Origin of the sequence: Streptomyces sp. NPDC007983 (assembly GCF_042958345.1) — a bacterium.
In the GTDB taxonomy this organism is placed as follows: domain Bacteria; phylum Actinomycetota; class Actinomycetes; order Streptomycetales; family Streptomycetaceae; genus Streptomyces.
In genome coordinates this window covers 35198-60128 of record NZ_JBIBJI010000033.1, presented here as the reverse complement: position 1 = coordinate 60128, position 24931 = coordinate 35198, and the positions used below count along the sequence as shown (strand labels likewise).

General features: G+C 74.0%; 23 protein-coding genes. 12 read left to right on the top strand and 11 right to left on the bottom strand.

Annotation, left to right across the window (positions count from 1 at the left end; all coding sequences use genetic code 11):
* From ACFZCY_RS43095 to ACFZCY_RS43085, 3 genes are all read right to left on the bottom strand, one after another.
* On the bottom strand, nucleotides 1-146 hold a 146-nt coding region (locus ACFZCY_RS43095; RefSeq protein ID WP_391186852.1), incomplete at its 3' end, for an SDR family NAD(P)-dependent oxidoreductase.
* A 315-nt stretch (nucleotides 147-461) separates the two neighbouring features.
* The gene (locus ACFZCY_RS43090; RefSeq protein ID WP_391186840.1) at nucleotides 462-1640 is read right to left on the bottom strand and encodes an acyl-CoA dehydrogenase family protein; all 1179 of its coding nucleotides are present in this window, start codon (nucleotides 1638-1640) and stop codon (nucleotides 462-464) included.
* A gap of 115 nt (nucleotides 1641-1755) precedes the next feature.
* Entirely contained in the window at nucleotides 1756-3903 is a 2148-nt protein-coding gene (locus ACFZCY_RS43085) for a pyridoxamine 5'-phosphate oxidase family protein (protein ID WP_391186837.1), read from the bottom strand.
* Between the two features lie 142 nt (nucleotides 3904-4045).
* Between ACFZCY_RS43085 and dhaK the strand changes: the two genes are divergently transcribed.
* From dhaK to ACFZCY_RS43065, 4 genes are all read left to right on the top strand, one after another.
* Nucleotides 4046-5038, top strand: coding sequence for a dihydroxyacetone kinase subunit DhaK (gene dhaK / locus ACFZCY_RS43080; RefSeq protein WP_391186834.1), 993 nt, complete (start codon nucleotides 4046-4048; stop codon nucleotides 5036-5038).
* 71 nt (nucleotides 5039-5109) lie between these two features.
* A complete protein-coding gene (gene dhaL / locus ACFZCY_RS43075) occupies nucleotides 5110-5745 on the top strand; it encodes a dihydroxyacetone kinase subunit DhaL (protein WP_391186831.1) in 636 nt (211 codons plus the stop codon).
* On the top strand, nucleotides 5742-6158 hold the full coding sequence (locus tag ACFZCY_RS43070) for a PTS fructose transporter subunit IIA (protein ID WP_361489597.1): 417 nt from the start codon (nucleotides 5742-5744) through the stop codon (nucleotides 6156-6158). The genes dhaL and ACFZCY_RS43070 overlap by 4 nt, the downstream gene beginning before the upstream one ends.
* A gap of 171 nt (nucleotides 6159-6329) precedes the next feature.
* Nucleotides 6330-7703 carry an MFS transporter gene (locus ACFZCY_RS43065; RefSeq protein ID WP_391186827.1) on the top strand — a complete coding sequence of 458 codons (1374 nt, stop codon included), beginning with the start codon at nucleotides 6330-6332 and terminating at the stop codon, nucleotides 7701-7703.
* A 19-nt stretch (nucleotides 7704-7722) separates the two neighbouring features.
* Here ACFZCY_RS43065 and ACFZCY_RS43060 read toward each other — a convergent pair whose 3' ends face one another.
* The 3 genes from ACFZCY_RS43060 to ACFZCY_RS43050 are packed head-to-tail and all read right to left on the bottom strand — an operon-like array spanning nucleotide 7723 to nucleotide 11178.
* A complete protein-coding gene (locus ACFZCY_RS43060) occupies nucleotides 7723-9834 on the bottom strand; it encodes a GAF domain-containing protein (RefSeq protein ID WP_391186824.1) in 2112 nt (703 codons plus the stop codon).
* Nucleotides 9819-10643 carry a 3-hydroxybutyrate dehydrogenase gene (locus tag ACFZCY_RS43055; RefSeq protein ID WP_391186821.1) on the bottom strand — a complete coding sequence of 275 codons (825 nt, stop codon included), beginning with the start codon at nucleotides 10641-10643 and terminating at the stop codon, nucleotides 9819-9821. Before ACFZCY_RS43055 ends, ACFZCY_RS43060 begins: the two co-directional genes overlap by 16 nt.
* Nucleotides 10644-10698: 55 nt before the next feature.
* Nucleotides 10699-11178, bottom strand: a complete 480-nt coding sequence (locus ACFZCY_RS43050) for an NUDIX domain-containing protein (RefSeq protein WP_391186818.1) — start codon at nucleotides 11176-11178, stop codon at nucleotides 10699-10701.
* Nucleotides 11179-11388: 210 nt separating this feature from the next.
* Between ACFZCY_RS43050 and ACFZCY_RS43045 the strand changes: the two genes are divergently transcribed.
* Nucleotides 11389-12423: an O-antigen ligase family protein gene (locus tag ACFZCY_RS43045; protein ID WP_391186815.1), complete on the top strand. Its 1035-nt coding sequence runs from the start codon at nucleotides 11389-11391 to the stop codon at nucleotides 12421-12423.
* Nucleotides 12424-13035: 612 nt separating this feature from the next.
* Here ACFZCY_RS43045 and ACFZCY_RS43040 read toward each other — a convergent pair.
* Together ACFZCY_RS43040 and ACFZCY_RS43035 are read right to left on the bottom strand one after the other, a co-directional pair.
* Complete coding sequence (locus tag ACFZCY_RS43040) at nucleotides 13036-13608, bottom strand: hypothetical protein (RefSeq protein WP_391186812.1); 573 nt, start codon at nucleotides 13606-13608, stop codon at nucleotides 13036-13038.
* A 97-nt stretch (nucleotides 13609-13705) separates the two neighbouring features.
* Entirely contained in the window at nucleotides 13706-14506 is an 801-nt protein-coding gene (locus tag ACFZCY_RS43035) for an aspartate/glutamate racemase family protein (RefSeq protein ID WP_391186810.1), read from the bottom strand.
* 68 nt (nucleotides 14507-14574) lie between these two features.
* Between ACFZCY_RS43035 and ACFZCY_RS43030 the strand changes: the two genes are divergently transcribed.
* Nucleotides 14575-15816, top strand: a complete 1242-nt coding sequence (locus ACFZCY_RS43030) for a glycosyltransferase (protein ID WP_391186807.1) — start codon at nucleotides 14575-14577, stop codon at nucleotides 15814-15816.
* Nucleotides 15817-15850: 34 nt separating this feature from the next.
* Here the strand turns inward: ACFZCY_RS43030 and ACFZCY_RS43025 are convergent, their stop codons facing one another.
* Entirely contained in the window at nucleotides 15851-17215 is a 1365-nt protein-coding gene (locus ACFZCY_RS43025; RefSeq protein ID WP_391186804.1) for a TerD family protein, read from the bottom strand.
* Nucleotides 17216-17421: 206 nt separating this feature from the next.
* On the opposite strand from ACFZCY_RS43025, the gene ACFZCY_RS43020 reads away from it, so the two are divergent.
* On the top strand, nucleotides 17422-17931 hold the full coding sequence (locus ACFZCY_RS43020) for a DUF6643 family protein (protein WP_391186801.1): 510 nt from the start codon (nucleotides 17422-17424) through the stop codon (nucleotides 17929-17931).
* 135 nt (nucleotides 17932-18066) lie between these two features.
* Nucleotides 18067-18912, top strand: coding sequence for an MOSC N-terminal beta barrel domain-containing protein (locus ACFZCY_RS43015; protein WP_391186798.1), 846 nt, complete (start codon nucleotides 18067-18069; stop codon nucleotides 18910-18912).
* A 286-nt stretch (nucleotides 18913-19198) separates the two neighbouring features.
* On the opposite strand, the gene ACFZCY_RS43010 is transcribed toward ACFZCY_RS43015, so the two are convergent.
* Together ACFZCY_RS43010 and ACFZCY_RS43005 are read right to left on the bottom strand one after the other, a co-directional pair.
* Nucleotides 19199-19918, bottom strand: a complete 720-nt coding sequence (locus tag ACFZCY_RS43010; RefSeq protein ID WP_391186795.1) for a response regulator — start codon at nucleotides 19916-19918, stop codon at nucleotides 19199-19201.
* 185 nt (nucleotides 19919-20103) lie between these two features.
* Complete coding sequence (locus ACFZCY_RS43005) at nucleotides 20104-20553, bottom strand: cyclic nucleotide-binding domain-containing protein (RefSeq protein WP_361489631.1); 450 nt, start codon at nucleotides 20551-20553, stop codon at nucleotides 20104-20106.
* A gap of 221 nt (nucleotides 20554-20774) precedes the next feature.
* Here ACFZCY_RS43005 and ACFZCY_RS43000 point away from each other — a divergent pair, with 221 nt between their 5' ends.
* From ACFZCY_RS43000 to ACFZCY_RS42985, 4 genes are all read left to right on the top strand, one after another.
* Nucleotides 20775-21242, top strand: a complete 468-nt coding sequence (locus tag ACFZCY_RS43000; protein WP_079038718.1) for an ATP-binding protein — start codon at nucleotides 20775-20777, stop codon at nucleotides 21240-21242.
* Nucleotides 21243-21350: 108 nt separating this feature from the next.
* Nucleotides 21351-22238: a universal stress protein gene (locus ACFZCY_RS42995; RefSeq protein ID WP_391186790.1), complete on the top strand. Its 888-nt coding sequence runs from the start codon at nucleotides 21351-21353 to the stop codon at nucleotides 22236-22238.
* A 66-nt stretch (nucleotides 22239-22304) separates the two neighbouring features.
* Complete coding sequence (locus ACFZCY_RS42990) at nucleotides 22305-24062, top strand: GAF domain-containing protein (RefSeq protein WP_391186787.1); 1758 nt, start codon at nucleotides 22305-22307, stop codon at nucleotides 24060-24062.
* 91 nt (nucleotides 24063-24153) lie between these two features.
* Nucleotides 24154-24756, top strand: a complete 603-nt coding sequence (locus tag ACFZCY_RS42985) for a hypothetical protein (RefSeq protein ID WP_391186849.1) — start codon at nucleotides 24154-24156, stop codon at nucleotides 24754-24756.
* Nucleotides 24757-24931: the final 175 nt, after the last annotated feature.

The window sequence follows — 24931 nt, the reverse complement described above, 5'->3', positions numbered from 1 at the left end:
GTCACACCGGCGGGCGGGGTGAGCCCGGAGGTCTTGCGGCCGGTTCCGATCACCTCGAAACCCGCCGCGACGAAGGCGCGGGCCGTCTCCTTGCCGATCCCCGATGAGGCTCCTGTCACGAGCGCCACCGGTTGCTTTGTCGCCATCCCGACTCCCTTGAGGTTTTGAATTATGATCGTATGACTTACGTTCGTACGACCATATGGGGGTCGTCGGTCGATGGCAAGTGGTCACGTCAGGCGATCAGGGAAAGATCCGGCAAACGGTGGGGTGCGCTCACCTGCCCCGCGCTGACGACCGGGGACAGCGGGCGGCAGCGGCCGTCGGCGCTCGGGATCCGCCCGACCACCGCTTCACCTCGCCGCCGGCGCGGTCTCAGCGCCCCTCTCCGGAGGCAAGACAGCGCTACCGCGGCAGCGGCCCAGGCGATCGATCCAATGAAAAGTCCCGACCACGGCGGGTCAGCGGCGTACCCGTGGCATGCCCAGGCCGATCCAGGAGATGATCTCCCGCTGGATCTCGTTGTTGCCGCCGCCGAAGGTGAAGACGACCGCGCTGCGGTAGCCGCGTTCCAGCTCGCCGTGGAGGACCGCGCCCGCCGAGCCCTCCTTGAGCGGGCCCGCGGCGCCGACGATCTCCATGAGCCAGGCGTAGGCGTCGCGGCGCGCCTCGGAGCCGTAGACCTTGACGGCGGAGGCGTCCTGCGGGGTCAGGGTGTCGCGCTGGAGGGCGTCCACCATCTGCCAGTTGAGCACCTTCATGGCGTCCAGCCGGGCGTGGGTACGGGCCAGCCGGGCGCGTACCCAGGCCAGGTCGATGACCCGGCGGCCGTCCGGGAGCTTGGTGTCGGCGGCCCACTGCCGGACGCCGCGCAAGGCGCGGATGGCCATGGTGCCGTGGGCGGCGAGGGTGACGCGTTCGTAGTTGAGCTGGGTGGTGATCATGCGCCAGCCCTCGTTCTCGGCGCCGACGCGGCGGGTGGCCGGGACCCGGATGTTCTCGTAGTAGCTGGCGGTGGTGTCGTGGGAGGCGAGGGTGGTGATGACTGTGCGGGAGTAGCCGGGGTCGGTGGTCGGTACGAGCAGGATGCTGATGCCGTGGTGGGGCTTCGCGGCGGGGTCGGTGCGGACGGCGAGCCAGACCCAGTCGGCGGTGTCCCCGTTGGTGGTCCAGGTCTTCTGGCCGTTCACCACGTAGTCGTCGCCGTCCCGTACGGCGCGGGTCTTGAGGGCGGCGAGGTCGGTTCCGGCGTCGGGCTCGCTGTAGCCGATCGCGAAGTCGATCTCGCCGGAGAGGACGCGCGGCAGGAAGTACCGCTTCTGCTCGTCGGTGCCGTAGCGCATGAGCGTGGGGCCGACCGTGTTGAGGGCCATCAGCGGCAGCGGTACGCCCGCCTGGGCGGCCTCGTCGAAGAAGATGAACTGTTCGACCGGGCCCAGTCCCCGTCCGCCGTACTCCTGGGGCCAGCCCACGCCCAGCCAGCCGTCGGTGCCGAGGCGGCGGATGGTCTCGCGGTAGAACCGCTTCTGCACGGCGGGGTCCGCGTAGCGGGCGTAGGCGTCGTCGGGGACCAGCTCGGCGAAGTAGGTGCGCAGCTCGGCTCGTAACTTCCGCTGCTCAGGGGTGAATTCGAGGTCCACGGCCCCTCCTGGAGTCTCGCGTGCGCCACGACGGCGGTCTGGGAGCGTCCTGGGATCGAGGGGCACGGTAGAACGCGTTCCAGAAATACGGAAGGGCCGCGGAGCACCCGGCGGCTCAGCCCGCCTCGTCCACCCGGGGCGGGCTGTCGTCCGTCCCGCGCCGTACGACGCGGACCGGTTGGCCGGGTTGCCAGGTCCGCAGCACCAGGCCGGATTCCCCGGCCTCGGTGTGCACGACCTCGGTCACCTCGGCGCGGAAGAGGTGGAAGGGCTCGGGCGGATGGACCTCGGCGGCGAAGCGGGCGAGCGAGTCCGGGTCGGTCACCTCGACGGCCCGGCCGCTGATCCGCACGTCGCCGCCGGGGGTGCCGCCGTCGGGGCCCGGGTTGGCCTGGATCGAGAAGCGCTGGTCGCGGCGCAGATCGACGGCCTTGCGCGAGTCGGGCATCATGCCGAGCCACAGTTCCCCGAAGCGGAAGGTGACCTCCAGGGGTGTCAGCCGCGGGGAGCCGTCCTGCCGCACGGTGGCCAGGACATGGGTGCGGTAGCGCTCGAAGCGCTCCTGCGCTGCCGTGGCGAAGCCGGGCTCCGCCGCCTGGAATCCGGCCCAACTGGTGATCGGATGCGTCGTCATGGCACCCATGCTCGCGGGGTTACCCGACGCCTTGTGTCCGGATTTCCGGGACTGAAGGGACTCCTCCGCGCCCCGCGAGGCCACTTGGCGCGCCTGGTCCGGCGGCAGATAGGCGCTCCACTCCGTCCCCGCCAGCGGAAACCCGATCCAGGTGCGGGCGTAGGACGGCGGCCGGGCGCCGTGGTCGCGCCGGACGAGCAGCGCGGTGGGTTCGTGCGCGGCCCGCCGCAGCAGCCCGGACACGGTGGTGGAGCGGTTGTTGCCGCTGGTCTGGGCGGAGCCGCAGCCCGCGTGGTACGCGACGGGCAGGGCCCGGTCGCCGGCCACCAGGCACGGCGGCCGCAGCCCCAGCCGCTTCAGCCCGTCGGCGGCGGTCCGGTAGCGCCCGGTGGTCTTCTCGGACACCTCCGAGGTGTGCGTGAGGACGGCGAACTGGCTGCCCAGATGGAGCAGGACGACGATCCCGAGCGCGGTGGCCATGTGGCGGGGCGAGCGTGCGGCGCGTACGGCGCGGAAGCCCAGCGCGGCGATGGGCAGGGCGAGCAGCGCGTAGGACGGCATCAGGAAGCGCGGCGCGGAGTAGTCGATGAGCAGCAGGTAGGGGACGGCGAGGGAGGCCGCGCAGACGACGGGCAGCACGGTGACGGGCACACCGGGCTCCCGGTCGGCGTGCGGCCGGCCGAGCCCGACGCGCACCCGGTTCCGCCGCTCGTGACGGTCCCGCAGGACGAGGGCGACGGCGGCCAGGGTCAGCAGCGGCAGCGACAGCCACCACAGGGTCAGCTCCGGGTGGCGCAGCGGCACCTCGCACGGGCGGCACAGCTGGGGCCCGTTGAGGCTGCGCAGCGCGGCGCCCACGGCGAAGTGGAGGCCCATGCCGCCCTCGACGTCGCTGGAGACGTCCAGCCGCCCGCCGATGCCGCCGAAGCGGTCGTAGGCCTCGCCGATCCACTGCGCGGCGCCCAGCAGGAGCCCGCCCACCAGCGGGAGCACGGCGGGCCGCCAGGTCCGCAACCGGAGGGCGACGGCCAGCAGCGGAACGGCCAGCCAGCCGCCGTCGGGGGTACGGACGAGCGTCACGCCGGCGACGAGGGCGGCGAGCCACCAGCGGGCGCCCGGCTCGGCGGGCAGGCGCAGGAACCAGCCGACCGCGGCCACCGCGCCGAGCGCGACCCAGAGGTTGGGCATCACGGCGGGGCCGCTGATCGTGGTGATCCACAGCCCGGCGAAGAGCAGCGCGGCGAGCGCCACGGGACCGCGGGGCAGCAACCTGTTCCAGACGCGGAAGGCGGTGTAGAGGGCGCCCGCGGAAAGCACCGTGAGGAGGACCCGGAGCGCCGTGATGGAGGACGTGGCGGCCACCACCGGGGAGACCAGCATGCTGATGCCGCGCGAGCGCGGTGCGCTGAAGTACGCGGCCGGGGTGCGCGGGTCCACCTGGGAGACGTACACGGACTCGTCCCAGCCCAGCGCGTGTCCGACGTGCGGGACGACCACGGTGAGCTGGACCACCGCATAGCCGACGGCGACCACCGCGAGCCACGGTGCGCGGCGCCGGTGGCGCGGCGGCCGGGGTGGATACGGGCGCGGGCGCGCGGCGGCGGCCGCCGGTGCGGCAGTGTTCTCCATGCGCGCACCATATGATGCCTATGTACCTTTTTCTGCTTATTAGGCTGTTCGGCTCAGCGCCCCAGGGGTGCCATGACCGCGCCGGATCCGTACGCTGTTGCAGCGGTGCACAGCTCCCACCCGGTGGAGGACGAACACTCCCATGAAGATGCTCATCAATGTGGCCGAAACCGTGGTCGCCGACGCACTGCGCGGACTGGCCGCCTCCCATCCCGAACTGACGGTGGATGTCGAGAACCGGGTGATCGTCCGGCGGGACGCGCCGGTGCCCGACAAGGTGGCCCTGCTCTCCGGCGGCGGCTCCGGCCACGAGCCGCTGCATGGCGGGTTCGTCGGTGTCGGCATGCTCGACGCGGCCTGCCCCGGCGAGGTCTTCACCTCCCCCGTGCCCGACCAGATGGTGCGCGCGGCGGCCGCCGTGGACAGCGGCAAGGGGGTGCTGTTCGTCGTCAAGAACTACACCGGCGACGTGCTCAACTTCGAGATGGCGGCCGAACTGGCCGAGGACGAGGGCATCCAGGTCGCCAAGGTGCTCGTCGACGACGATGTGGCGGTGACCGACAGCACCCACACGGCGGGCCGGCGCGGCACCGGCGCGACCCTGTTCGTGGAGAAGATCGCGGGCGCGGCGGCCGAGGAGGGGGCGCCGCTGGAGCGGGTGGAGGCGATCGCCCGCCGGGTCAACGCGTCCTCGCGCAGCTTCGGCGTGGCGCTGTCCCCCTGCACGACGCCCGCCAAGGGCGGCCCCACCTTCGATCTGCCCGCCGGGGAGCTGGAGTTGGGCGTGGGCATCCACGGCGAGCCGGGGCGGGAGCGGCGGGCCATGATGACCTCGCGCGAGATCGCCGACTACGCGGTGGACGCGGTGCTGGACGACCTGCGCCCGGACAACCCGGTGCTCGTCCTGGTCAACGGAATGGGGGCGACCCCGCAGCTGGAGCTGTACGGCTTCGCGGCCGAGGTGCACCGGGTGCTCGGCGAGCGCCGCGTGGCCGTGGCACGTACGCTCGTCGGCAACTACGTCACATCACTCGACATGGCGGGCGCCTCGGTCACGCTGTGCCAGGTCGACGAGGACCTGCTGCGGCTGTGGGACGCGCCCGTACGGACCGCCGGGCTGCGCTGGGGCTGCTGAACCCGGACCATCCCGCCACCTGGCCCGATACGTACGCTGTCGCCGTCGGTTACCGTCATGAGGAGGCGTCTGTGTCCAGCAGTGAATCCGCAGTCGAACATGCGCTCGACACCTCTTTCTTCCAACGCTGGCTCACCGCCGCGGCCGAGTCCGTGCACCGCGAGGCGGCCCGGCTCACCGAGCTGGACTCCGCGATCGGCGACGCCGACCACGGCACCAATATGCAGCGCGGTTTCGCGGCCGTCACCGACGCGCTGGAGAAGGAGCCGCCGGGATCGCCCGGCGCCGCGCTCATCCTGGCCGGGCGCCAGCTGATCTCGAAGGTGGGCGGCGCCTCCGGGCCGCTGTACGGGACGCTGCTGCGGCGCGCGGGCAAGGCGCTGGGGGACGCGGCGGAGGTCACTCCCCGGCAGCTGGCGGACGCGCTGCGGGCCGGGGTGGACGCGGTGGCCCAGCTCGGCGGGGCCGCGCCGGGCGACAAGACCATGCTGGACGCGCTGCTCCCCGCGGTGGAGGCGCTGGGCGGCGACACCGCCTCGTTCACCGCGGCGGGCGAGGCCGCCGACAAGGGCGCGCTGGCGACCGTACCGATGCTGGCGCGCAAGGGCCGGGCCAGCTATCTGGGCGAGCGCAGCGTCGGCCATCAGGACCCCGGCGCCACCTCGTCCGCGCTGATCGTCGCGGCGCTGGCGGAGGCCGTCCGATGACCGGGAACGGCGGCGAAAAGCTGGTCGGGGTCGTCGTCGTGTCGCACAGCGGGGAGGTCGCCGAGTCGGTCGCCCGGCTGGCCACCGCGCTGGCCGGGGGCGGCACCGCGCCCGTGCGCGCCGCGGGCGGCACCCCGGACGGCGGATTCGGCACCAGCGAGGAGCTGATACGCGACGCGGCGTACGCGGTCGACCAGGGCGCCGGGGTGGCCATACTGGTCGACCTCGGCAGCGCCGTACTGACCGTCAAGGCGCTGCTGGCCGAGGAGGACGAACTGCCGGAGGGCTCCCGGCTGGTGGACGCGCCGCTCGTGGAGGGCGCGGTGGCGGCCGTGGTCACCGCGTCCACCGGCGCGGACGTGGACACGGTCGCCGGGGCCGCGGCGGAGGCGTACGACTACCGCAAGGTGTGAAGCGGTCCGCACGGGCCCGGGGACGCCGGAACCCCCGGGCCCGTTCGCATGGGTGCGGCGCCCGCAGCGGACGGCGGAAGTGTGTAGCCCGCGTACATATCCGAGCTGACATGCGCATTTCTACGGTGTGGCACACGAATCCGTCCCCGCACCCGCTCGGAAGTGGTAACCATGGCTCCTCCGACCAGTCCCGGATCGCTGCGCCGCATCGTCGCGGCGAGCCTCATCGGCACCACCATCGAGTGGTACGACTTCTTCCTCTACGGGTCGGCCGCCGCGCTCGTCTTCAACAAGCTCTTCTTCCCCGACTCCGATCCGCTCGTCGGCACCCTGCTGTCGTTCCTGACGTACGCGGTCGGCTTCGCCGCCCGGCCGATCGGCGCCCTGGTGTTCGGGCACTACGGCGACCGGCTCGGCCGTAAGAAGCTGCTGATCCTGAGCCTGCTGCTGATGGGCGGGGCGACCTGTGCGATCGGTCTGCTGCCGACGCACGCCACCGTCGGCTCGGCGGCGCCCGTTCTGCTCACCACGCTGCGGCTGGTGCAGGGCTTCGCGCTCGGCGGCGAATGGGGCGGGGCGGTGCTGCTGGTGTCCGAGCACGGGGACGCGCGGCGGCGCGGATTCTGGGCGTCCTGGCCGCAGACCGGCGCGCCCGCCGGGCAGTTGCTGGCCACCGGCGTGCTGTCCGCGCTGACCGGCCTGCTGTCGGAGGGCGCGTTCGAGTCCTGGGGGTGGCGGGTGCCGTTCCTGCTCTCGGGCGTGCTGGTGCTGGTCGGCTTGTGGATTCGTCTCTCTGTCGATGAATCACCCGTGTTCAAGGCCGCGCTGGCCCAGGCCGAGGCGCGCAAGACCACCGATGTGGCGGAGAGGATGCCGCTGGTGGCCGTCCTGCGCCACCACTGGCGGGACGTCCTGGTCGCGATGGGCGCCCGGATGGCCGAGAACATCAGCTACTACGTGATCACGGCCTTCGTCCTCGTCTACGCCACCTCCGACCATGTGGGCCTCGGCAAGCAGACCGCGCTGAACGCCGTACTCATCGCCTCCGCCGTGCACTTCGCGACGATCCCGGCCTGGGGCGCGCTGTCGGACCGCGTCGGCCGCCGCCCGGTCTATCTGCTGGGCGCCGTGGGCGTCGGCGCGTGGGCGTTCCCCTTCTTCGCCCTCATCGACTCGGAGCACTTCGGGGCGCTGGTCCTCGCGGTCACGGTCGGGCTGGTCTTCCACGGCGCGATGTACGCGCCCCAGGCGGCGTTCTTCTCGGAGATGTTCGCGACGCGGATGCGGTACTCGGGCGCCTCGATCGGCGCCCAGTTCTCCTCGGTCGCGGCCGGGGCGCCCGCGCCGCTGATCGCCACCGCGCTGCTCGCCGACTACGACAGCGCCACCCCGATCGCCCTGTACGTCATCGCGGCGGCGCTGCTCACGGTGGTGGCGGTCGGCGCGGCGAAGGAGACCCGCGAACGCGACCTGGCGGCCATCGAGCCGGGCGAAGCCGATGAGCCGCGGGCGGCGTCGGAGCCCTCCCGTTCCACCTCGGCCTAGTCGTGTCGATGAGGCCGGATCAGCGCTCCACGGCCCCCGTCAGCCGGTGCAGCCGCAGCGCCAGTTGTATCTCCAGCGACCGCGCGGGCGACTGCCAGTCGGCGCCGAGCAGCCGCCCCACCCGCTCCAGCCGCTGCGCCACCGTGTTCACGTGCACATGCAGCTCGTCCTTGGTGCGCGCCGGGCTCATCCCGCTGGCGAAGTACGCGTCCAGCGTGCGGACCAGCCCGGTGCCGCGCCGCGCGTCGTACTCCACGACCGCCCCGATGGTGCGCGTGACGAAGTCCCGCACCCGGGTGCCGTCCGGGGCGCCGTCCCGCGTACCGGCCAGGAGCAGGCCGAGGAAGCCGAAGTCCTCGGCGGCGGCCCCCTCGCCGGCCCGGCCCAGCACTCGCAGGGCGGCCAGGCAGCGCCGGGCCTCGGCGTACGAGGCGGCGACCTCGGCGGGGCGGGCGGCGGGCGCGGCGACGGGTGCGGAGGCGCCGACGGTGACGGGCGCGTGCACGGCGGTGCCCAGCTGCCGGGCGGCGCGGCGGGCGAGGGCGTCGGCGGTGTCGCCCACGGCGAGCGGCAGCAGCAGCACCGTGCCGCCGTCGCGCGCCGCGGCCAGACCCTGCCGGGTGGCGGCCAGATGGGAGGCGGCGGACCACAGGCGCATCCGGTCGGCGGCGTCCTCGGCGGCGCCCGGGCCCGGCGCGACGGCGGGTTCGGCCGCGGGCTCGCCGCCCGGCGCGGCGCGGGGCACGTCGATGCCCGCGGCGAGGACCACATGAGGCGCGTCCAGGTCCGCGCGCAGCCGCGCGGCACGCTCCCGCAGCAGCCGCGGCTCCCGGTCGGGCGCGTCGAGCAGATCGTCCAGCAGTTCGCCGCGCACCCGCTGTTCGGCCTCGCCCGCCGAGCGGCGGGCGAGCTGCAGCAGCGAGGTGACCATGGCGGCGCGCTCCAGGGTGCGCTGGTCCACGGGGTCGAGCCGGGGGTGGCCGTGCAGGACGAGCGCGCCGAGGAGTTCGCCGCCCGCGGAGACGGCCGCGATCCAGTCGTCTCCGTGGCGTACGGCGTGGCCGTCGGCCCGCGACCGGTCGAGGGCGTCCGCGGACGCCTCGTGCGCCTCCAGGAACTCCACCGAACCGCTCAGCACCTCGGCCACGGCGGCGGCCACGTCCCGCACCCCGCCACCGCGCAGCACGAGTTCGGCGAGCCGGTCGTGGACCTCGGAGGCGCGCTCGATGACACCGCTGCGGTCGCGGATGATCTCGTTGGCGGCCTCCAGTTCGGAAAGTGCCGTCCGCGTCTCGGCGAGCAGATTGGCCGTGTCGATGGCGACGGCGGCGTGCGCGGCGAAGGAGGCGAGCAGGGCGATCTGCTCGCGCTCGAAGACGCGGACCCGCCGGTCGGCCGCGAACAGCACCCCGATGACGCCGCTGCCGAGCAGCAGCGGCACACCGAGGATCGCGACCAGGCCCTCGTCGCTGACGCCCGCGTCGATGGTCCGGGTGTGCTGGAAGCGGAGGTCGTCGAAGTAGCTGTCGGTCACATAGGGGCGCGCGGTCTGGGCGACGAGCCCGCCCAGGCCCTCCCCCATGCCGAGCCGCAGTTGCTGGAAGCGCGCCGAGACCGAACCGTCGGTGACCCGCATATAGGTATCCCCGGCGGTCGGGTCGTTGAGGGTCAGATACGCGACCTCGGTCCCCAGGAGCGAACGGGCGCGCTGCACGATGGCCTGGAGGACCGCGTCCAGATCGCGCAGCCCGGCGAGGTCGTGGGCGGTCTCGAAGAGCGCGGACAGCTCGGCCTCGCGGCGCCTGCGCCCCTCCAGTTCGCCGCGCACCCGCAGGGCGAGCAGCTTGGCCCGCTCCAGGGCGGCCAGCCGCTCGGCCGGGGCCTTCTCGGCGCGCGCCAGCAGCCCGGGCCGCTCGTACGCCTCGGGAGGCGCGCCGCGCGCGAGCAGTTCCAGGTACGGGGTCTCCGGCTGGTCGTCGGGTGCGGCCTTACTCCCGCCGGCCGCGGCGGCGCCGGGCGTCGTACGGCCCGGTGGGCGGTCCGCAGGACGGCCGGGCAGCGGGCCGTCCGGCCGGTCGTTCAGCGGGCCGTCCCGCCGGTCGTTCAGCGGGCCGTTCAGTGGGCCGTCCATCCGCCGTCCATGGTGAGCGAAGCACCGGTGATGAACGAGGAGTGCGGACCGCACAGATACGCCACGGCCTCCGCCACCTCCTCCGGTTCGACGAGCCGCTTGACCGCCGAATCGGCCAGCAGCACCTCGGAGACGACGCGCTCCGGGGAGATGCCGTGCGCGGCGGCCTGGTCGGCGATCTGACGCTCGACCAGTGGGGTGCGCACATAGCCGGGGTTGACGCAGTTGGACGTGACCCCGTGGGGCGCGCCCTCCAGGGCGGCGACCTTGGAAAGCCCCTCAAGACCGTGTTTGGCGGCCACATACGCGGACTTGTACGCGGAGGCGCGCAGCCCGTGCACGGAGGAGATGTTCACGATCCGCCCCCAGCCCTGCTCGTACATCCCCGGCAACGCGCCCCGCACCAGCCGGAACGGGGCCTCCAGCATCACCGTCAGCACCCGGGAGAAGACCTCCGGCGGGAAGTCCTCGATCGGGCGGACGAGCTGGATCCCTGCGTTGTTGACCAGGATGTCGGCGCCCTCGGCGGCCCCTTCGGCCGCGTCCAGGTCGGTCAGGTCCAGGGCGTACGCCTCGACGGTGCCCGGCGGGCGGGCCGTCCGCTCGGCGAAGGCGACCAGATCGGCCAGGCCCTCGGCGTCCAGGTCGACCGCCCGGACCCGCGCCCCGGCGGCCGCCAGCCGCAGGGTGCACGCCCGCCCGATGCCCCCGGCGGCGCCGGTGACGACTGCGGTACGGCCGGAGAGACCGGCGTCGGCGGGCCGGGGGGCGGAGCCCGGAGTGTGACCGGGCACGGGGGACGCGCTCATGAGGAGCACACTAGGCGGCGCCCGCGCCCGGCCCCATGGGGGCCCGGCACACTCTTCACTCCGCCGGGGTGGGTTCGAACCACGTCGGCCCCTCGCCGAGCGCCTGCTTGATCCGGGTGAGCGAGAAGTCCTCCAGCTCCGGCAGCCCGTCGAGCGGGAACCAGCCCACGTCCAGCGACTCGTCGTCGTTCACCCGCGCCTCGCCGCCCACCGCGCGGCAGCGGAAGCAGACGTCCATGAACTGGCACCGGTCGTCATTGGGGTACGTCACCGGCGCCAACGTCCGTACGAGCACGATGCGCTCCGGAACGCACCGCACCGCCGTCTCCTCCTGCACCTCGCGCACGACCGCCGTGGCGGGCTGTTCGCCCGGCTCGGGGATGCCGCAGATGATCGCCCAGCGGCCGTTGTCGGCACGACGGCCCAGCAGCACTCTGCCCTCGTCGTCGAAGACGACGGCGCTCACGCCCGGCAGGTAGAGAAGTTCATGGCCGATGGAGGCCCGCAGGCCGCGGATGAAGTCGGGGGTCGCCATGCGGTGAGGGTATCCACCGGGCCCGCAGGCGCGCCTATCGCCCGCGCCGGGCGCCCGTTCTGTGCGCTCGGGGGGCGTTTCACCACTGACACATCGTTTCTGCGCAACATATACACATACCTCATGCCAAGCGCTACCGTTCGCGGTGCATGGCTCGCGACGCGGCTTACCGTCGCTGCGCGATGCCCGTCACGACGGGGGGTCGACGGGATGACGTCATCAGCGCTGGGACCGGTCGTACAGGAACGCGACCGGGACCACGACAGCGAACACCGAAGCCAGGCCCTGGGCAGTGCGCCCGACATCGCGGGCGTGGCGATTCTCGCTTCCTGCGCCCTCTGGGCACTCATCTCCGCCATGGGGCGCACCGCGCGCCCCGAGGGGGTGCTGCTCGCCGTATTGGCCGTGGCCGCCGGGTACGCCTGCGGCCGCATCGCCGGGTCGCTCCTGCCGGTCGCCTGCGCGGCCGCCGCCGGGCTCGCGGGGCTCGGCCTGGCCCTGGCCACCGGCACCGGCCCGAGCGGTCACCAGGGGCTGGACGCGGCCCAGCTCACCCTGGCCACCGGCGCGGCCTGCTGCGCCGCGTGGGCCGCCCGCGGGGCCGCGCTCCGGTCGGCCCTGTGGCTGCTGGCCCTGACGATCACGCTCACCGCCGTGGTGAGCGGCCCACCGGCGGGCGGCGCCGCGAGCGGCGCGGTCCTGCTGTGCTCCCTGGCCGCCGCCCGGCTGCGGCGACGGCTGGCGGGACTGGCCGCGCTCGGCCTGGTCGCCGCGATCGCCGTCGGCGGATGCTGGGCGGTCGCGGCGGGCGCGGTGCCCGGCGGTCTGCCGTCGTCGCTGCGGTCCCACCTCACCGAGCACCGGATCCGCCTGTGGCAGGACGCGGCCCACCTCGCGGGGGCGAACCCGCTGCGCGGCGCCGGGCCCGACCTGTTCGCCGAGCTGAGCCCGGCGGCCGCCGCATCACCGGAACCGGAGATCACGCCGCACTCCGCCCCGCTCCAGCAGGCCGCCGGCCAGGGCCTGCCGGGCGTGGCGCTCCTGGGCGCGGTCTTCGCGTGGATGCTGTACGCGCTGTGGCGCTCACCCCGCTCCACACCCGTCGCCCTGACGGCGGCGGCCGCGCTGACGGCCCTGGCCGTCGAGGCGTCCCTGGGCAACGCGCTCAGCTTTCCGCAGGTGACGGCCGGAGCGGGCCTCCTGGCGGGCCTGGCGACGGCCCGCCACCTGCAGGCTCCCCCCTGACGCCACGCGGCGGCGTCAGGGGCAGCGGTCACCACACCGGCGAGGGGCCGTACGCACGTCCCGTTGCGCCCCCGTCTGACGGCCCCGGCGGCCCGGCCCACCAGCACCGAGCCGGACCCCGAGCGCGGCCCCGACACGGCCCGCTGCCCGGGCCCGACCCACCGGCCGATACGGCGCCCACGCCAACCCGGCGTCCGCACCGCCGGGGCCAGACCCCCGGCTCACCCCGCCGTCGCCCGCCCCGCCCCAGCTCACCGATCCGATCCGCGGCCGCACCACACGGCCCGGCCCACCAGCACCGCCGGGAGCACCGCCGGGGCGGAGCAACCGGCGAGCCAGGACCTCGGCTCACCGTGCCGCGCCAGACTGCCCGGCCCCGCAAAGGCTCCACCTCGCTCGGCGAAGGGCGCGGCCGCCTGGCCGGTCCCACCCCGTCGGCAGCAGCCCGCAGCCCGGCGCCCCGGCCCGGCCGGTGCGCGGACACCGCCACACGCCCCGGCCCCCGCGCCACCGGGCCGGGCGTCGCCCCGCCGGGCGGAGCCACCACCGGGGCCCGGGGTGTCCCCGGTTCGGGAAGGTTCGGGAAGGGGCGGGGTTGGGGAGAGGGCCCCGCTAGACCTGGGACGTGCGGGTCGCGATCAGCCGCAACCGGTCGCGGATGACCCGGACCGCCACCTCCGCGTCGTCCACCGTCACCGTGAAGACCCGCCCGTCCCCCAGCCGCACCACCAGCCCCTCGCCGCGCCGCACCACCACCGCGGTGCCCTTGTCGGGGCGCCACCGGTAGCCCCAGCCGCCCCACTGGCAGGGGGTGACGCGGGGGGCGACATCGGCGTGGACCACGTCGCTGAGGGGGATGCGGCGGCGGGGCAGCCCCATGTGGCCGCAGCGGATCTCCAGGCACTCCTCGTCGACCCGCACCGCGACGTGGACGAAGGCGAGGGTGCCGAAGAGCATCAGCAGTCCGGCGGCGAGGCAGCCGATGACCGACATCAGGAGCGGGGCGAGCCCGGTGGTCCAGGGGGAGGCGACGGCCAGGTCGATGCCGAGCGCCACACACGCGGCGCCAGCGGTCGCCAGCACCCACTGCACCCGGTTGTGGGCACGACCGGTCCAGACCGCGGGCGTGCCCTGGCCCGGGGTCTGCTTGCCGTGGTGTTCGGGGTCCTCGGCGTGGGGCCTCATGACTGGCAGGGTACTCACGTTCCGCTACCACGGCAGCCGACGGCCGCGTTTTGGCCGGTGAGCCGGTGAGCCGGTGAGCCAGTGGGAGAGAGCCCGGTCAGCCCCGCGCGGGGGCGGCGGGGGCCAGCAGATGGCCCTCGGCGTAGCCGAGCGCGGCTTCCGGGAGCATGGCCTCGCGGCCGCTGAGGATGACCGTGAGCGTGCCGCGGGCGGACGCGGCCGCGCCGGGCGGCAGGGAGGGTTCGGCGCCGATCCGGCGCAGGGCCTGCGCGGCGACGGCCCCGGCCGACCCGTGGAGGGCGATGGGCGGCGCGCCGGCGGGCTGGACGGCGGCCCGGATGCGTTCGGCGACCAGCTCGTAGTGAGTGCAGCCGAGGACGACGGCCCGGACGTCGTCCGGGGTGCGGGCCGCCGCGGCGGCCACCGCGGCGTCGATCGCCGCGTCGTCGACGTGCTGGACGGCGTCGGCGAGACCGGGGCAGGCCACGGCCGTCACCTCGACGCCGTCCGCGAAGTCTCGGATCAGCTCGCGCTGGTACGGACTGCCGGTGGTGGCGGGCGTCGCCCAGATCGCGATGGGCCCGCCGCCGGCCGCCGCAGGCTTGATCGCGGGTACGGTCCCGATGACCGGCAGACCGGGCTCCAGCTCGGCCCGCAGCGCGGGCAGGGCGTGCACGGAGGCGGTGTTGCAGGCGACGATCAGCGCGTCGGGCTGATGCGCGGCGGCGGCGCGGGCGCAGGCCAGGGCGTGTTCGATGACGTCCTCGGACGTACGCGGACCCCACGGCATGCCGTCGGGGTCGGAGGAGAGGACGAGATCGGCGTCGGGTCGAAGGCGGTGCATCGCGGCCGCGGCGGGCAGCAGGCCGAATCCGGAGTCCATTAGCGCGATCTTCACCCCGTCACTTTAAAGGATCGGCCCCGAGTCCCCCGCGCCCGGGCGCGGGTTCGGGCAGACTGCGGCGGGTGAGCGCGCTGACGTGGATCGCCGTCGGGGCCCTGGTGGCATGGCTGTGGCTGCTGCTGGGCCAGGGGTTCTTCTGGCGTACGGATATCCGGCTGCCCCGGACACCTCCTGGCGCCCCCGGGACTCCGGCCGGTGCCCCCGGGACTCCCGCCGGCGCCCCCGGGACTCCGGCCGGTGAGGAGCCCGGCGACTGGCCCTCGGTGGCCATCGTGGTGCCCGCCCGGGACGAGGCCGCCGTCCTGCCGGCGAGCCTGCCGTCGCTGCTCGCCCAGGACTATCCGGGATCGGCCGAGGTCTTCCTCGTCGACGACGGCAGCCGCGACGGCACCGGAAAGCTGGCCCGTGAACTCGCCGACACCTGTGGCGGGCTGCCGCTGACCGTCGGCTCGCCGGGCGAGCCGGAGCCCGGCTGGACCGGGAAGCTGTGGGCGGTGCGGCACGGCATCGCGCTCGCCACAGCCGGAGACAAGGCCGAGTTCCTGCTGCTGACGGACGCCGACATCGCCCATGAACCGGACTCGCTGCGGGAGTTGGTGCGGGCCGCCCGGGCCCACGGCCTGGACCTGGTGTCGCAGATGGCGCGGCTGCGGGTGGCCACCGGCTGGGAGCGGCTGATCGTCCCGGCGTTCGTGTACTTCTTCGCCCAGCTGTATCCGTTCCGGTGGGTCAACCGGCGCCGGGGGCGCTGGGCGGCCGCCGCGGGCGGCTGCGTGCTGCTGCGCCGGGAGGCGGCCGAGCGGGCCGGGGTGCCGGAGGCCGTCCGGCAGGCGGTCATCGACGACGTGGCGCTCGCCCGGGCGGTCAAGCGCTCCGGCGGGGCGATCTGGCTGGGGCTCGCCGACCGGGTCGACAGCGTGCGGCCGTATCCGGGGCTCGGCGAGCTGTGGCGGATGGTCTCGCGCAGCGCGTACACCCAGCTGCGGCACAACCCGCTGCTGCTGATGGCGACGGTCGCGGGGCTCGCGGTGGTGTATCTCACGCCGCCCGTCGCGCTGTGCGCGGGCGCAGTCACCGGGCGCCCGGCGCCGCTCGCGGCGGGCGCCGCCGCGTGGGTGCTGATGACCGCCACGTACGTCCCGATGCTGCGCTACTACCGGCAGACCCTCTGGCTTGCGCCGCTGCTGCCGCTGACGGCGTTTCTCTATCTGCTGATGACCGTCGACTCGGCGGCGCGGCACTGGCTGGGGCGGGGCGCGGCCTGGAAGGGGCGCACCTACGCCCGCCCCAGCGCCGCGCCCTGACCAGGATGTGGCCGACAAGAAGGTGGCCGGATTCTCACTTGCGGCCGGGGGTCCAGTTCATGCCCCAGCCGTAGGCGTGGTCGAGGGTGCGCTGCGGGCTGACGCCGCGGTCCGGCACCAGATAGCGGGCCTCGCGCTGGACGACGAGGTCGCCGCCGTTGTTGGTGATGAGCGCGAGCGCGCAGACCGTGGACGGGACGGTGCACTCGTCGAGGGAGAAGTCGACCGGCGCGCCGAATTGTGGCTGAAGAGTGACGGTGGCGTGCAGGTTCGCGAAGCTGCGCGCACCTTCGTAGATGGTGACGAAGACGAGGATGCGACGGAACGCGTCCTTCTGGTCGAGGTTGACGGTGAGGTTCTCGCCGGCCGCCCGGGAACCGGTCCGGTCGTCGGCGTCGAGCTGGATGAACGGCGGCTGGTGCAACGACCCGAACGAGTTGCCGAGCGCCTGCACCACGCCCTTGCTGCCGTCGGCGAGTTCGAACAGCGCGCCCAAGTCGAGGTCGAGGTCGCCGTGCAGGGCCAGGGCCCGGCCGAGCTTCTGGCCCCACCCCTGGAACTGCTTGTGCACCTGCCAGTTGAGGTTGACCCGCAGGGCGCCGGAGGTGCCGCCCTGCTTGGTGAGCGAGACGGCGGGCGCCTCCTTGGTCAGCGTGACCTTGCTGAGGCTCACCGGCGCGCCCGCGGATCCCGGAACCGGGCCCGGACCCGGTGCGGGCGGGGGCGGGGGCGGCGGGAAGGACGCGGGGGCGGCCGCGGACGGCGGCGGGAAGGCGGCGGCCGGAGGCCCCGACGGCGGAGCCGGGGGCGCGGTGGGCGGGGCGGGAGGCGCGGCCGGGGGCGCGGGGACGGAGGCGGGAGCGGGCGCGTGCTGCGGTTCGTCGACGCTGATGCCGAAGTCGGTGGCGAGGCCCGCGAGCCCGCTGTCGTACCCCTGGCCGACGGCGCGGAACTTCCAGCCGCCCTGCCTGCGGTATAGCTCACCGAGGACGAACGCGGTTTCCACGGAGGCGTCCTCGCTGTCGAAGCGGGCGATCTCCACGCCGCCGGACGCGTCGAGGAGCCGGATGTGCAGGCCGGGCACCCGGCCAAACGTTCCGCCATCCGCGGAGGCGGCGAGCACCACGGTCTCGATCGCGGGCTCCACGCGGCCCAGATCGACCGCGAGGGTGTCGGTCACGGTGTCACCGGCCGTCCGCTTGCCCTCGTGCCGTACGGCGCCCGAGGCGTGCACCGCCTGGTTGTAGAACACGAAGTCCGCGTCGGAGCGAACCTTTCCGGCCACCAGCAGCAGCGCGGAGGCGTCCACGTCCGGCGCTCCGGGGCCGGAGCGCCAGCCGAGTTCGACGCGCACCGCCCCTGCCGTGACCTGGATGTTGCTGCCTTTGCGCATCGCCATGCGGTCCCCCTGTCTTTCTGTTCGCTTCATCTTCTGGACGGGCATGTGACCCTCTGAAAACGCGCTCTTTACAGGATCTCAACGTACCCTGACGACCGTTTTTCCCGGGTTCGGTCCGATTGGGGGTCCACGACCGCTCCGAACACTGAAAACAACCCTCTTACCGGGCTCCCCAATCAGCACATGGTGGGCTTAACTTATGGTCTATGACCTCCCCCCGCAGCACCTACGGCGGCGGCTATTACTCCTCGCCGTCCTTCCCGGACACCCCCATCTACGACAGCCTTGTCGCCGAGCGGGGAACGCCTCAGATCGCACCCATCCGGGTGCCTTCCGCGTATGACAGCGGAAGTCACCTTCCGGCACTGCCCTCGGCGCTTCCCGCGCTCCCGGCCGCCCCCTCCCAGCAGACCCCGCCGCCCGGCTACCAGCAGCAGGCGCCCCAGCAGGGCGGAATGCAGCCCGGTGGCATGCAGCCGGGCGGGCTGCAGCAGGCGCCCTCCCCGTACATCCCGCCGCAGGCGGGCCCGCGCGGCTACCCGGGGGCGCAGCAGCCGCGCCCGGCGGCGCCGAACGGGTACGAGGCGATGCGCCCGGCGATGCCGCGTCCCGCGGCGCCCCGCCCGGCGGCTCCCGCGCCGTCCCCGTACGACGACCCGTACGGCCGCCAGCAGCAGTACCCGGGGCGTCCCCAGCAGCCGGGGGGCGGCTACTGACCCCAGCGCTCTCCTCGCGCACCCTTCGCAACGCGGCCGGGGCCCGGCGTTCCGATTCTCGGAACACCGGGCCCCGGCTGGTGTTCACCCCGCGGTCATCCCGGTCTGTCGGACCCTGCTGGCAGGATGTTCGGCATGGTCAACCCAGAGCTGAGCGCCCTCCACGTCTACCCCGTCAAGTCCATCGCGGGTCTGGCGCCCGGTGCCGCGGTCGTGGAGCCGTGGGGGCTGGCCGGTGACCGCAGATGGATGGTCGTCGAGCCCAATGGGCGTTATGTGACCCAGCGCCAGCAGCCGAGGCTGGCGCTCGCCTCGGCCGAGCTGCTGCCGGACGGCGGTGTCCGGCTCAGCGCCGAGGGCCGGAAGCCGCTGCGCGTGACCGCGCCCGGGCCGGGGGACCCGTCGGTGCCGTCGCCGGCCGCCTTCCCCGTGATGCTGGCGCGGAAGGAGGTCGAGGTGGTGGCGGCGGGAGCCGAGGCCGACGCCTGGATCAGCGACTTCCTGGGCACCGAGGCGCGGCTGGTCCACCTCGACGATCCCGCGCGGCGGCGGCCCCTGATCCCGGAGTACGCCCGCGACGGGGAGACCGTGAGCCTCGCCGACGAGTTTCCGCTGCTGCTCACCACCACCGCGTCGCTGCACGCGCTCAACTCGCTCATCGCCCAGGGTGATCACCCCGATGAGGGTCCCTTGCCGATGAACCGCTTCCGGCCGAATGTCGTCATCGACGGCACCGCGCCGTGGGCCGAGGACGACTGGCGGCGGATAAGGATCGGCGAGGTCGTCTTCCGGGTGTGCAAGCCGTGCTCCCGCTGCGTCATCACCACGACCGACCAGAGCACCGGCGAGCGCGGCAAGGAGCCGCTGCGGACCCTGGCGCGGCACCGGCGGGTGGGGGACGCCCTGCTCTTCGGGCAGAACCTGGTGCCGGAGGGCACGGGCACGCTGCGGCTGGGCGACCCGGTCGAGATCCTGGAGTAGTCCCACGGGCGCCACGGCGGCGGGCCGCACGGCGGCCCATCCGGCCCCGGGCCGGGGGCCGTTCGGCCCTCCCCCGCCCGAGCGGCACGCGGGATGCTGGCGGGAGGCGGTGTGAGCCGGTTGACCACGGGGCGGCCGGGCTCTCACTCCACCGCGGTGATGAGCGACCACGACCGGCCGGCCCCGCTCGGCGTGGGGTGCGGGGCCGGATGGGGAGCCGGCCTCGTGCCCCCCGCGACTCCGGCACCGGCGCCCGCCCCACCGGCCCGGGGCTCACCGGCCCGCCTCACTGCCCCGTCTCGCGCTCCCTGATCCGCTCGGCGATCACCGCTGCCTGGATGCGCCGGCTCACTCCCAGCTTGGACAGGATCGAGGAGATCCGGTTCTTGACGGTCTTCTCGGCGAGGAACAGCCGCTCGGCGATCTGCCGGTTGGTCAGCCCGTCACCGATCAGCTCCAGGATCTCCCGTTCGCGCGGGGACAGCCGCTCCAGCTCGTCGGGCGTGCTGGGCTGGGGCCCGCGGAGCCGCGCCATGACGCGGGCGGTCGCCCCCGGGTCGAGCATGGACCGGCCGCCCGCCACGGTGCGTACGGCGGACACCAGGTCGGAGCCGTTGATCTGCTTGAGCACATAGCCCGCGGCCCCCGCCATGATGGCGTCGAAGAGCGCTTCGTCGTCGTCGAAGGACGTGAGCATCAGGCAGGCGAGATCCGGCATCCGGGCCCGCAACTCCCGGCAGACCGCGATCCCTTCGTGGTCGGCGCTCTCCCCCGACCCGCCCAGCCGTACGTCGAGCACCGCCACATGGGGCCGTACGGCGGGGGCGCGGGCGATGGCCTCGCGAGCGCTCGCCGCCTCGCCGACGACCGTGAGATCGGGCTCCGCGTCGAGCAGGTCGCGCAAGCCCCGTCGCACCACCTCGTGGTCGTCGAGCAGGAAGACCCCGATGGGCTCGGCGGTCGGGTCGACGCCCCCGGCATCGGCGGTGTCGGCTGTCTCGGGCACTGCCCTCTCCTCCGTAGCGCGTGGGGCGCCGGTCGTGATCCGGCTGCCCACTCTTACGTCCTGCCGCGGGAAGGGGTAAGGGGCCATTCGGCCCTCAGACGCGCCTCTCCGCGATCAGCGGTGTGGACGACGACCCTACGCAGTCCGGGCCCGCCCGGCGGCGTCAGCGCGCGACCTCGGCCCCGTCAGGGGGACATGCCGCCCGCGTACGGCCCGTACAGGTCCAGCAGCCGGCCACGGGCGGCCTGGAGGCGCCGTCCGATCACCTGTGCGCAGGCCAGCGCGAGCGCGTAGCCCAGCTCCGGGTCGTCGTCGCACAGTCGGCGCACCGCCTCCGCGTCGAACTCGTACGCGCGCACCGGGCTGAGCGCCTCCGCGCCCAGGTGCCAGGTCTCCGGCGGGAACAGCCACGACCAGCCGATCAGCTCACCCGGGCCCAGGGTCTCGATCACCGCGGCCCGGCGGCCCGGGACCCGCAGGTCGAGGGTGATCGCGCCGGTGCGGATGACCCAGAAGTGGTCCGCCTTCCGGCCCTCCTCGAAGATGCGGCCGCCCGAGGGGAAGGACACATCGTGGGCGAGCGCCATCAGCCGCTCGCGGTGCTCGGTCTTCAGTGCGCCCAGAAGTCCCTTCATGGCCTCACTCTGCCGTCTCCTCCCCCGCCTCGCCCCTCGGCGGTGACCGTGCGTGCGAGGGGCCACCGCCCTGTCAGCCGATCCGAAGCGATACGCGGATGAGCACGTACCGACTCTCTCTTAGTCATTTCCAGTCGCACTGCCGATATGACATGCCATTTGTGGTCACAACTCCCGATGGCACCCCACACCCCATACCCTCGGCTGCTTCACCGACCCTGATGTCGCTCACCCTCGTCACCCGGGAGGCCCTGGTGCCAGCCGACTGTCGTCGTCGGTCCGCCAACCGAGCCGGAGCACACCTGGAACATCTCCTGCACCGCCGCTTCACCGCCGGGGAACTGCCCCGGCTGCGCGTCCTCGTCGAGGAGTGCGCCGCCTGGGCCGGGCTCAGCGAGACCCGCCGTGGCGACTTCGTCCTCGCCGTCGACGAGATCGCCAGCAACGCGATCGAACACGCGGGCGGGAAGGGCTCCCTGCTGCTGCGGCGGGTGGGCGACGAGCTGGAGTGCCGGATCAGCGATTCCGGCCCCGGCTTCTCCGAGGACGTCATCCCGCAGATCCTGCCGGGGCTGGACGGCGCGACCAGCGGCCGCGGGCTGTGGCTGACCCGCCTGGTCACCGACCGGCTGGCGATCAGCGCCGGGGCCATGGGCGCCGTCGTCACACTGGCCATGCGGCTGCGCTGACCCGTGCGCCGGCCCAGCGGGTCCCCCTGGTGCACCGATAGCGCGTCATGGCCACCGCATCGGCGGGACAATGAGCGGGCATACAGCCAGGTGCGGGCAGGAGAGGCGGTGGGCGCGGTGGAGCTTCCCGTGGTCGTCGGGGTCGACGGTTCGGACGCCGCCTCCGACGCGCTGGACTGGGCCGCCGAAATGGCGGCCCGGCGGCGCCTCCCCCTGCGCATCGTGCACGCCTCCCTCTGGGAGCGGTACGAGGGCTACGTGCCCGCCACGGCCGCCGACCGCCCCACCGAGCGCCTGCACAGCGAGACCGTGCTGGCCACCGCCGCCGAGCGGGCCGGGCGGCGCGCCCCGGCGCTGAAGGTGATGACCGACCTCGCGGCCGAGGACGCGGTGACCGCCCTGCTGCGCGCCGGGCAGAGCGCGGAGGCGGTGGTCGTCGGGTCGCGCGGGCGCGGCGAGTTCGCGTCCCTGCTGCTGGGCTCGGTCGGGCTGGGCATCGCGGCCCGGGCGTCCTGCCCGGTGATCGTCGTCCGCGGCCGCCCGGAGGGCGTGCACGGCCGGATGAACCGCGTCGCGGTGGGCATCGCCGAGCACGAGCGCCCGGGCGAGCACGACCAGGCCCCGCCCTCCCCCGCCGTCGCCTTCGCGCTCCGGGAGGCCCGGCTGCGCGGCTGCGAGCTGGCGGCGGTGCACGCCTGGCGCTGCGCGGGGCCGGACGACCACGGGCCGCACGAGGACCACGCCGGGCACGCCGCCGAACTGCTGGACGAGGCGCTGGGCGGGGTGACGGAGATGGCGCGGCCGCCCGTCCCCGTGGCCTACCGCGCGGTCGAGGGCCCGCCCCGCAAGGCGCTGCTGGACGCGTCGGACCGCGCCGACCTGCTGGTGGTGGGCGCCCGGCGGCGGCAGGGGCACTTCGGCATGCAGCTGGGCCTGGTCAACCACGCCGTACTGCACCACGCCCGCTGCCCGGTGGCCGTGGTCCCGCAGCCCTGATCATCCCTCCCCCTCGATACGCTGTGTCGCGCGGCGGCAACGAGGGGGACCAAAGGGGGGAACGGCGTGTCGGGCACAGCGGATCAGGGGCGTCACCCCGCGCTGCCTCAACTCCGGCTGGATCAGCTCCTCGACGAGCTGCAAGCGCGGCTGGACGCCGCCCGGGCCACGCAGGGGCGGATGCACAGCCTGCTGGAGGCCGTGCTCAGCGTGGGCCGTGAGCTGGATCTTGAGCAGGTGCTGCGGCGGATCGTGGAGGCGGCGGTGCTGCTGGCGGACGCGGAGTACGGGGCGCTGGGCGTGGTCGACCGGCACCGGCTGTCGCAGTTCCTGCCGGTGGGCATAGCGGAGGATCTCGCGCACCGGATCGGCCCGCTGCCGAGCGGCCACGGTCTGCTGGGCGAGCTGATCCGCCGTCCGCAGCCGCTGCGGCTGACCGATCTGTCCGAGCATCCGGCGAGCCATGGCTTCCCGGCGCACCATCCGCCGATGCGCTCGTTCCTGGGGGTGCCGATCCGGGTCCGGAATCAGGTGTTCGGCAATCTGTACCTCACGGAGAAGCGCGGTGGCGCGCAGTTCGACCCCGATGACGAGGCGGTGCTGACCACCTTGTCGGTCGCCGCCGGGGTGGCCATCGACAACGCCCGGCTGTACCACGAGAGCCGCCGCCGGGAGCAGTGGCTGGAGGCGCTGGGGGTGATCACCCGCACGCTGCTGGCGGGCATTCCGGCGGCCGAGGTGCTGAGCCTGATCGCCCGGCTGGCCCTCCAGGTCTCGCTGGCCGATTCGGCGGCCATCCTGCTGCCCGCCCCGGGCACGGACAGCCTGATGGTGGAGGTCGCGGAGGGGCATGACGCGGAGCGCATCAGCAGTCTGGTGGTGCCGTCCGACGGCTCGCTGGCCGGTCTCGCGGTGCGCACCGGGCGGCCCGCGGTGGCGAGCGACGTACGGACCGATTCCCGGGCGCGGGCCTGGCCGCTGCCGGACCAGGAGAGCGAGTTCGGCCCGCTGGTGGCCGTACCGCTGGTCGCCCATGAGCGGTCCACCGGGGCGCTGCGGCTGTGCCGGCTGGCAGGGCGGCCCGCGTTCGACGACCACGAGGTGGAGCTGCTGTCGGGCTTCGCCGCGCAGGCGGCGCTCGCGCTCGAACTGGCCCGGCACCGTGCCGAGTCCGAGCATCTGGCGCTGCTGCACGACCGCGACCGGATCGCCCGTGACCTGCATGATCTGGCGATCCAGCGGCTGTTCGCGACGGGGCTGACGCTGCAGAGCGCGAGTCGGCTGATCGAGCATCCGGAGGCGGGTGAGCGGGTCGGCCGGGCGGTGGACGACCTGGACGAGACGATCAAGATCATTCGTTCGACGATCTTCGCGCTGCGGGCGGTCGGGGACGAGGACGGCGAACCGGCCACCCTGCGGCGGCGGCTGGTGAAGGCCGTGCGGTCGGCGTCGGACATCCTGAGCTTCACGCCGTCGCTGCTGATGGACGGGCCGGTCGACACCGATGTGCCGGACGAGACCGGCGATCAGGCGCTGGCGGTGCTCGCCGAGGCGCTGAGCAACACCGTCCGGCACGCGCACGCCCAGCGGGTTGACGTACGGTTCACGGTCGGCGCCGATGTCGTTCTCACCGTCACCGACAATGGGGTGGGCATCGGCGACGCGGCCCCCAGCGGCGGGCTGGTCAACATGCGGTCGCGGGCCGAGCTGCTGGGCGGCACGCTGAGCATCGAGGCGCCCGAGGCGGGCGGCACCCGGGTGGTGTGGCGCGTGCCACGGGCCGCGCCCGGCCCCGCGGGTGCGGCGAATGGGTTCAGCCCGTGATATGGCTCTCTCTTCACCGAATTCGCGCATATCCGGCCTGCCATGCGGTATCCACGAACGGGGAAGGGGGTTGTCGAAAGACGTGCGGATGATACGAATGATCAAGGGCTTGTGGCGTTGGCGGCGTAACCCGCTGCGCCGTAGGACCGATGTTGCAGAGGCGTACGCGGCGCTGGTCGCCGCGGTGCTGATCGTGCTCGCGGCACCGGCCACGGGCTGGGCGGCGGGTTCCCTGGCGCATGGGGCGCTGGAGAGAACCGCGCAGGAGCAGCGCGCCGAGCGCCATGTCGTGGCGGCGACCGTGACCAAGGTGCTGCCGCAGCCACCCATCGACTCCGACCCCGAGACCGCCTCCGCGCGTGACGCCCACCGCCGGGTCCTCGCCAGCTGGACGGGGCCGGACGGCAGCAGGCACCAGGGCACGCTCGGCGCCCACCCGGGCGCCGACGCGGGCGAGACGTTCCGTATCTGGACGGACGACCAGGGCCGTCTGAAGAGCCGTCCGCTGGACTCGGCCACCACGACCACCCACGCGGTGCTGGCCGGGATCGGCGCGGGCGCGGCGACGGCCGGGCTGGTCGACGGCGTCCGGCGGCTGGTCGTATGGCGGCTGGTGCGCCGGCGGTACGCCCAGTGGGACCTCGCCTGGGCGCGGGCCGGTCAGGACTGGGGCCGAGCCGACGCGGACAGCTGACGCGGACAGTACGGTGGAGCCGGGCATCGTCCCGGCTCGCGCCGTGTCACCACAACACCTCGTGCGCCGGGCCTTCCGGGCAGGTCAACTCCGCGTGCCATGCGCACGCTACGGTGGGGCCTTCACGTGAACAGCGGCACAGTCGCGCACATCCGGCATACGCACGAGGTGGGGG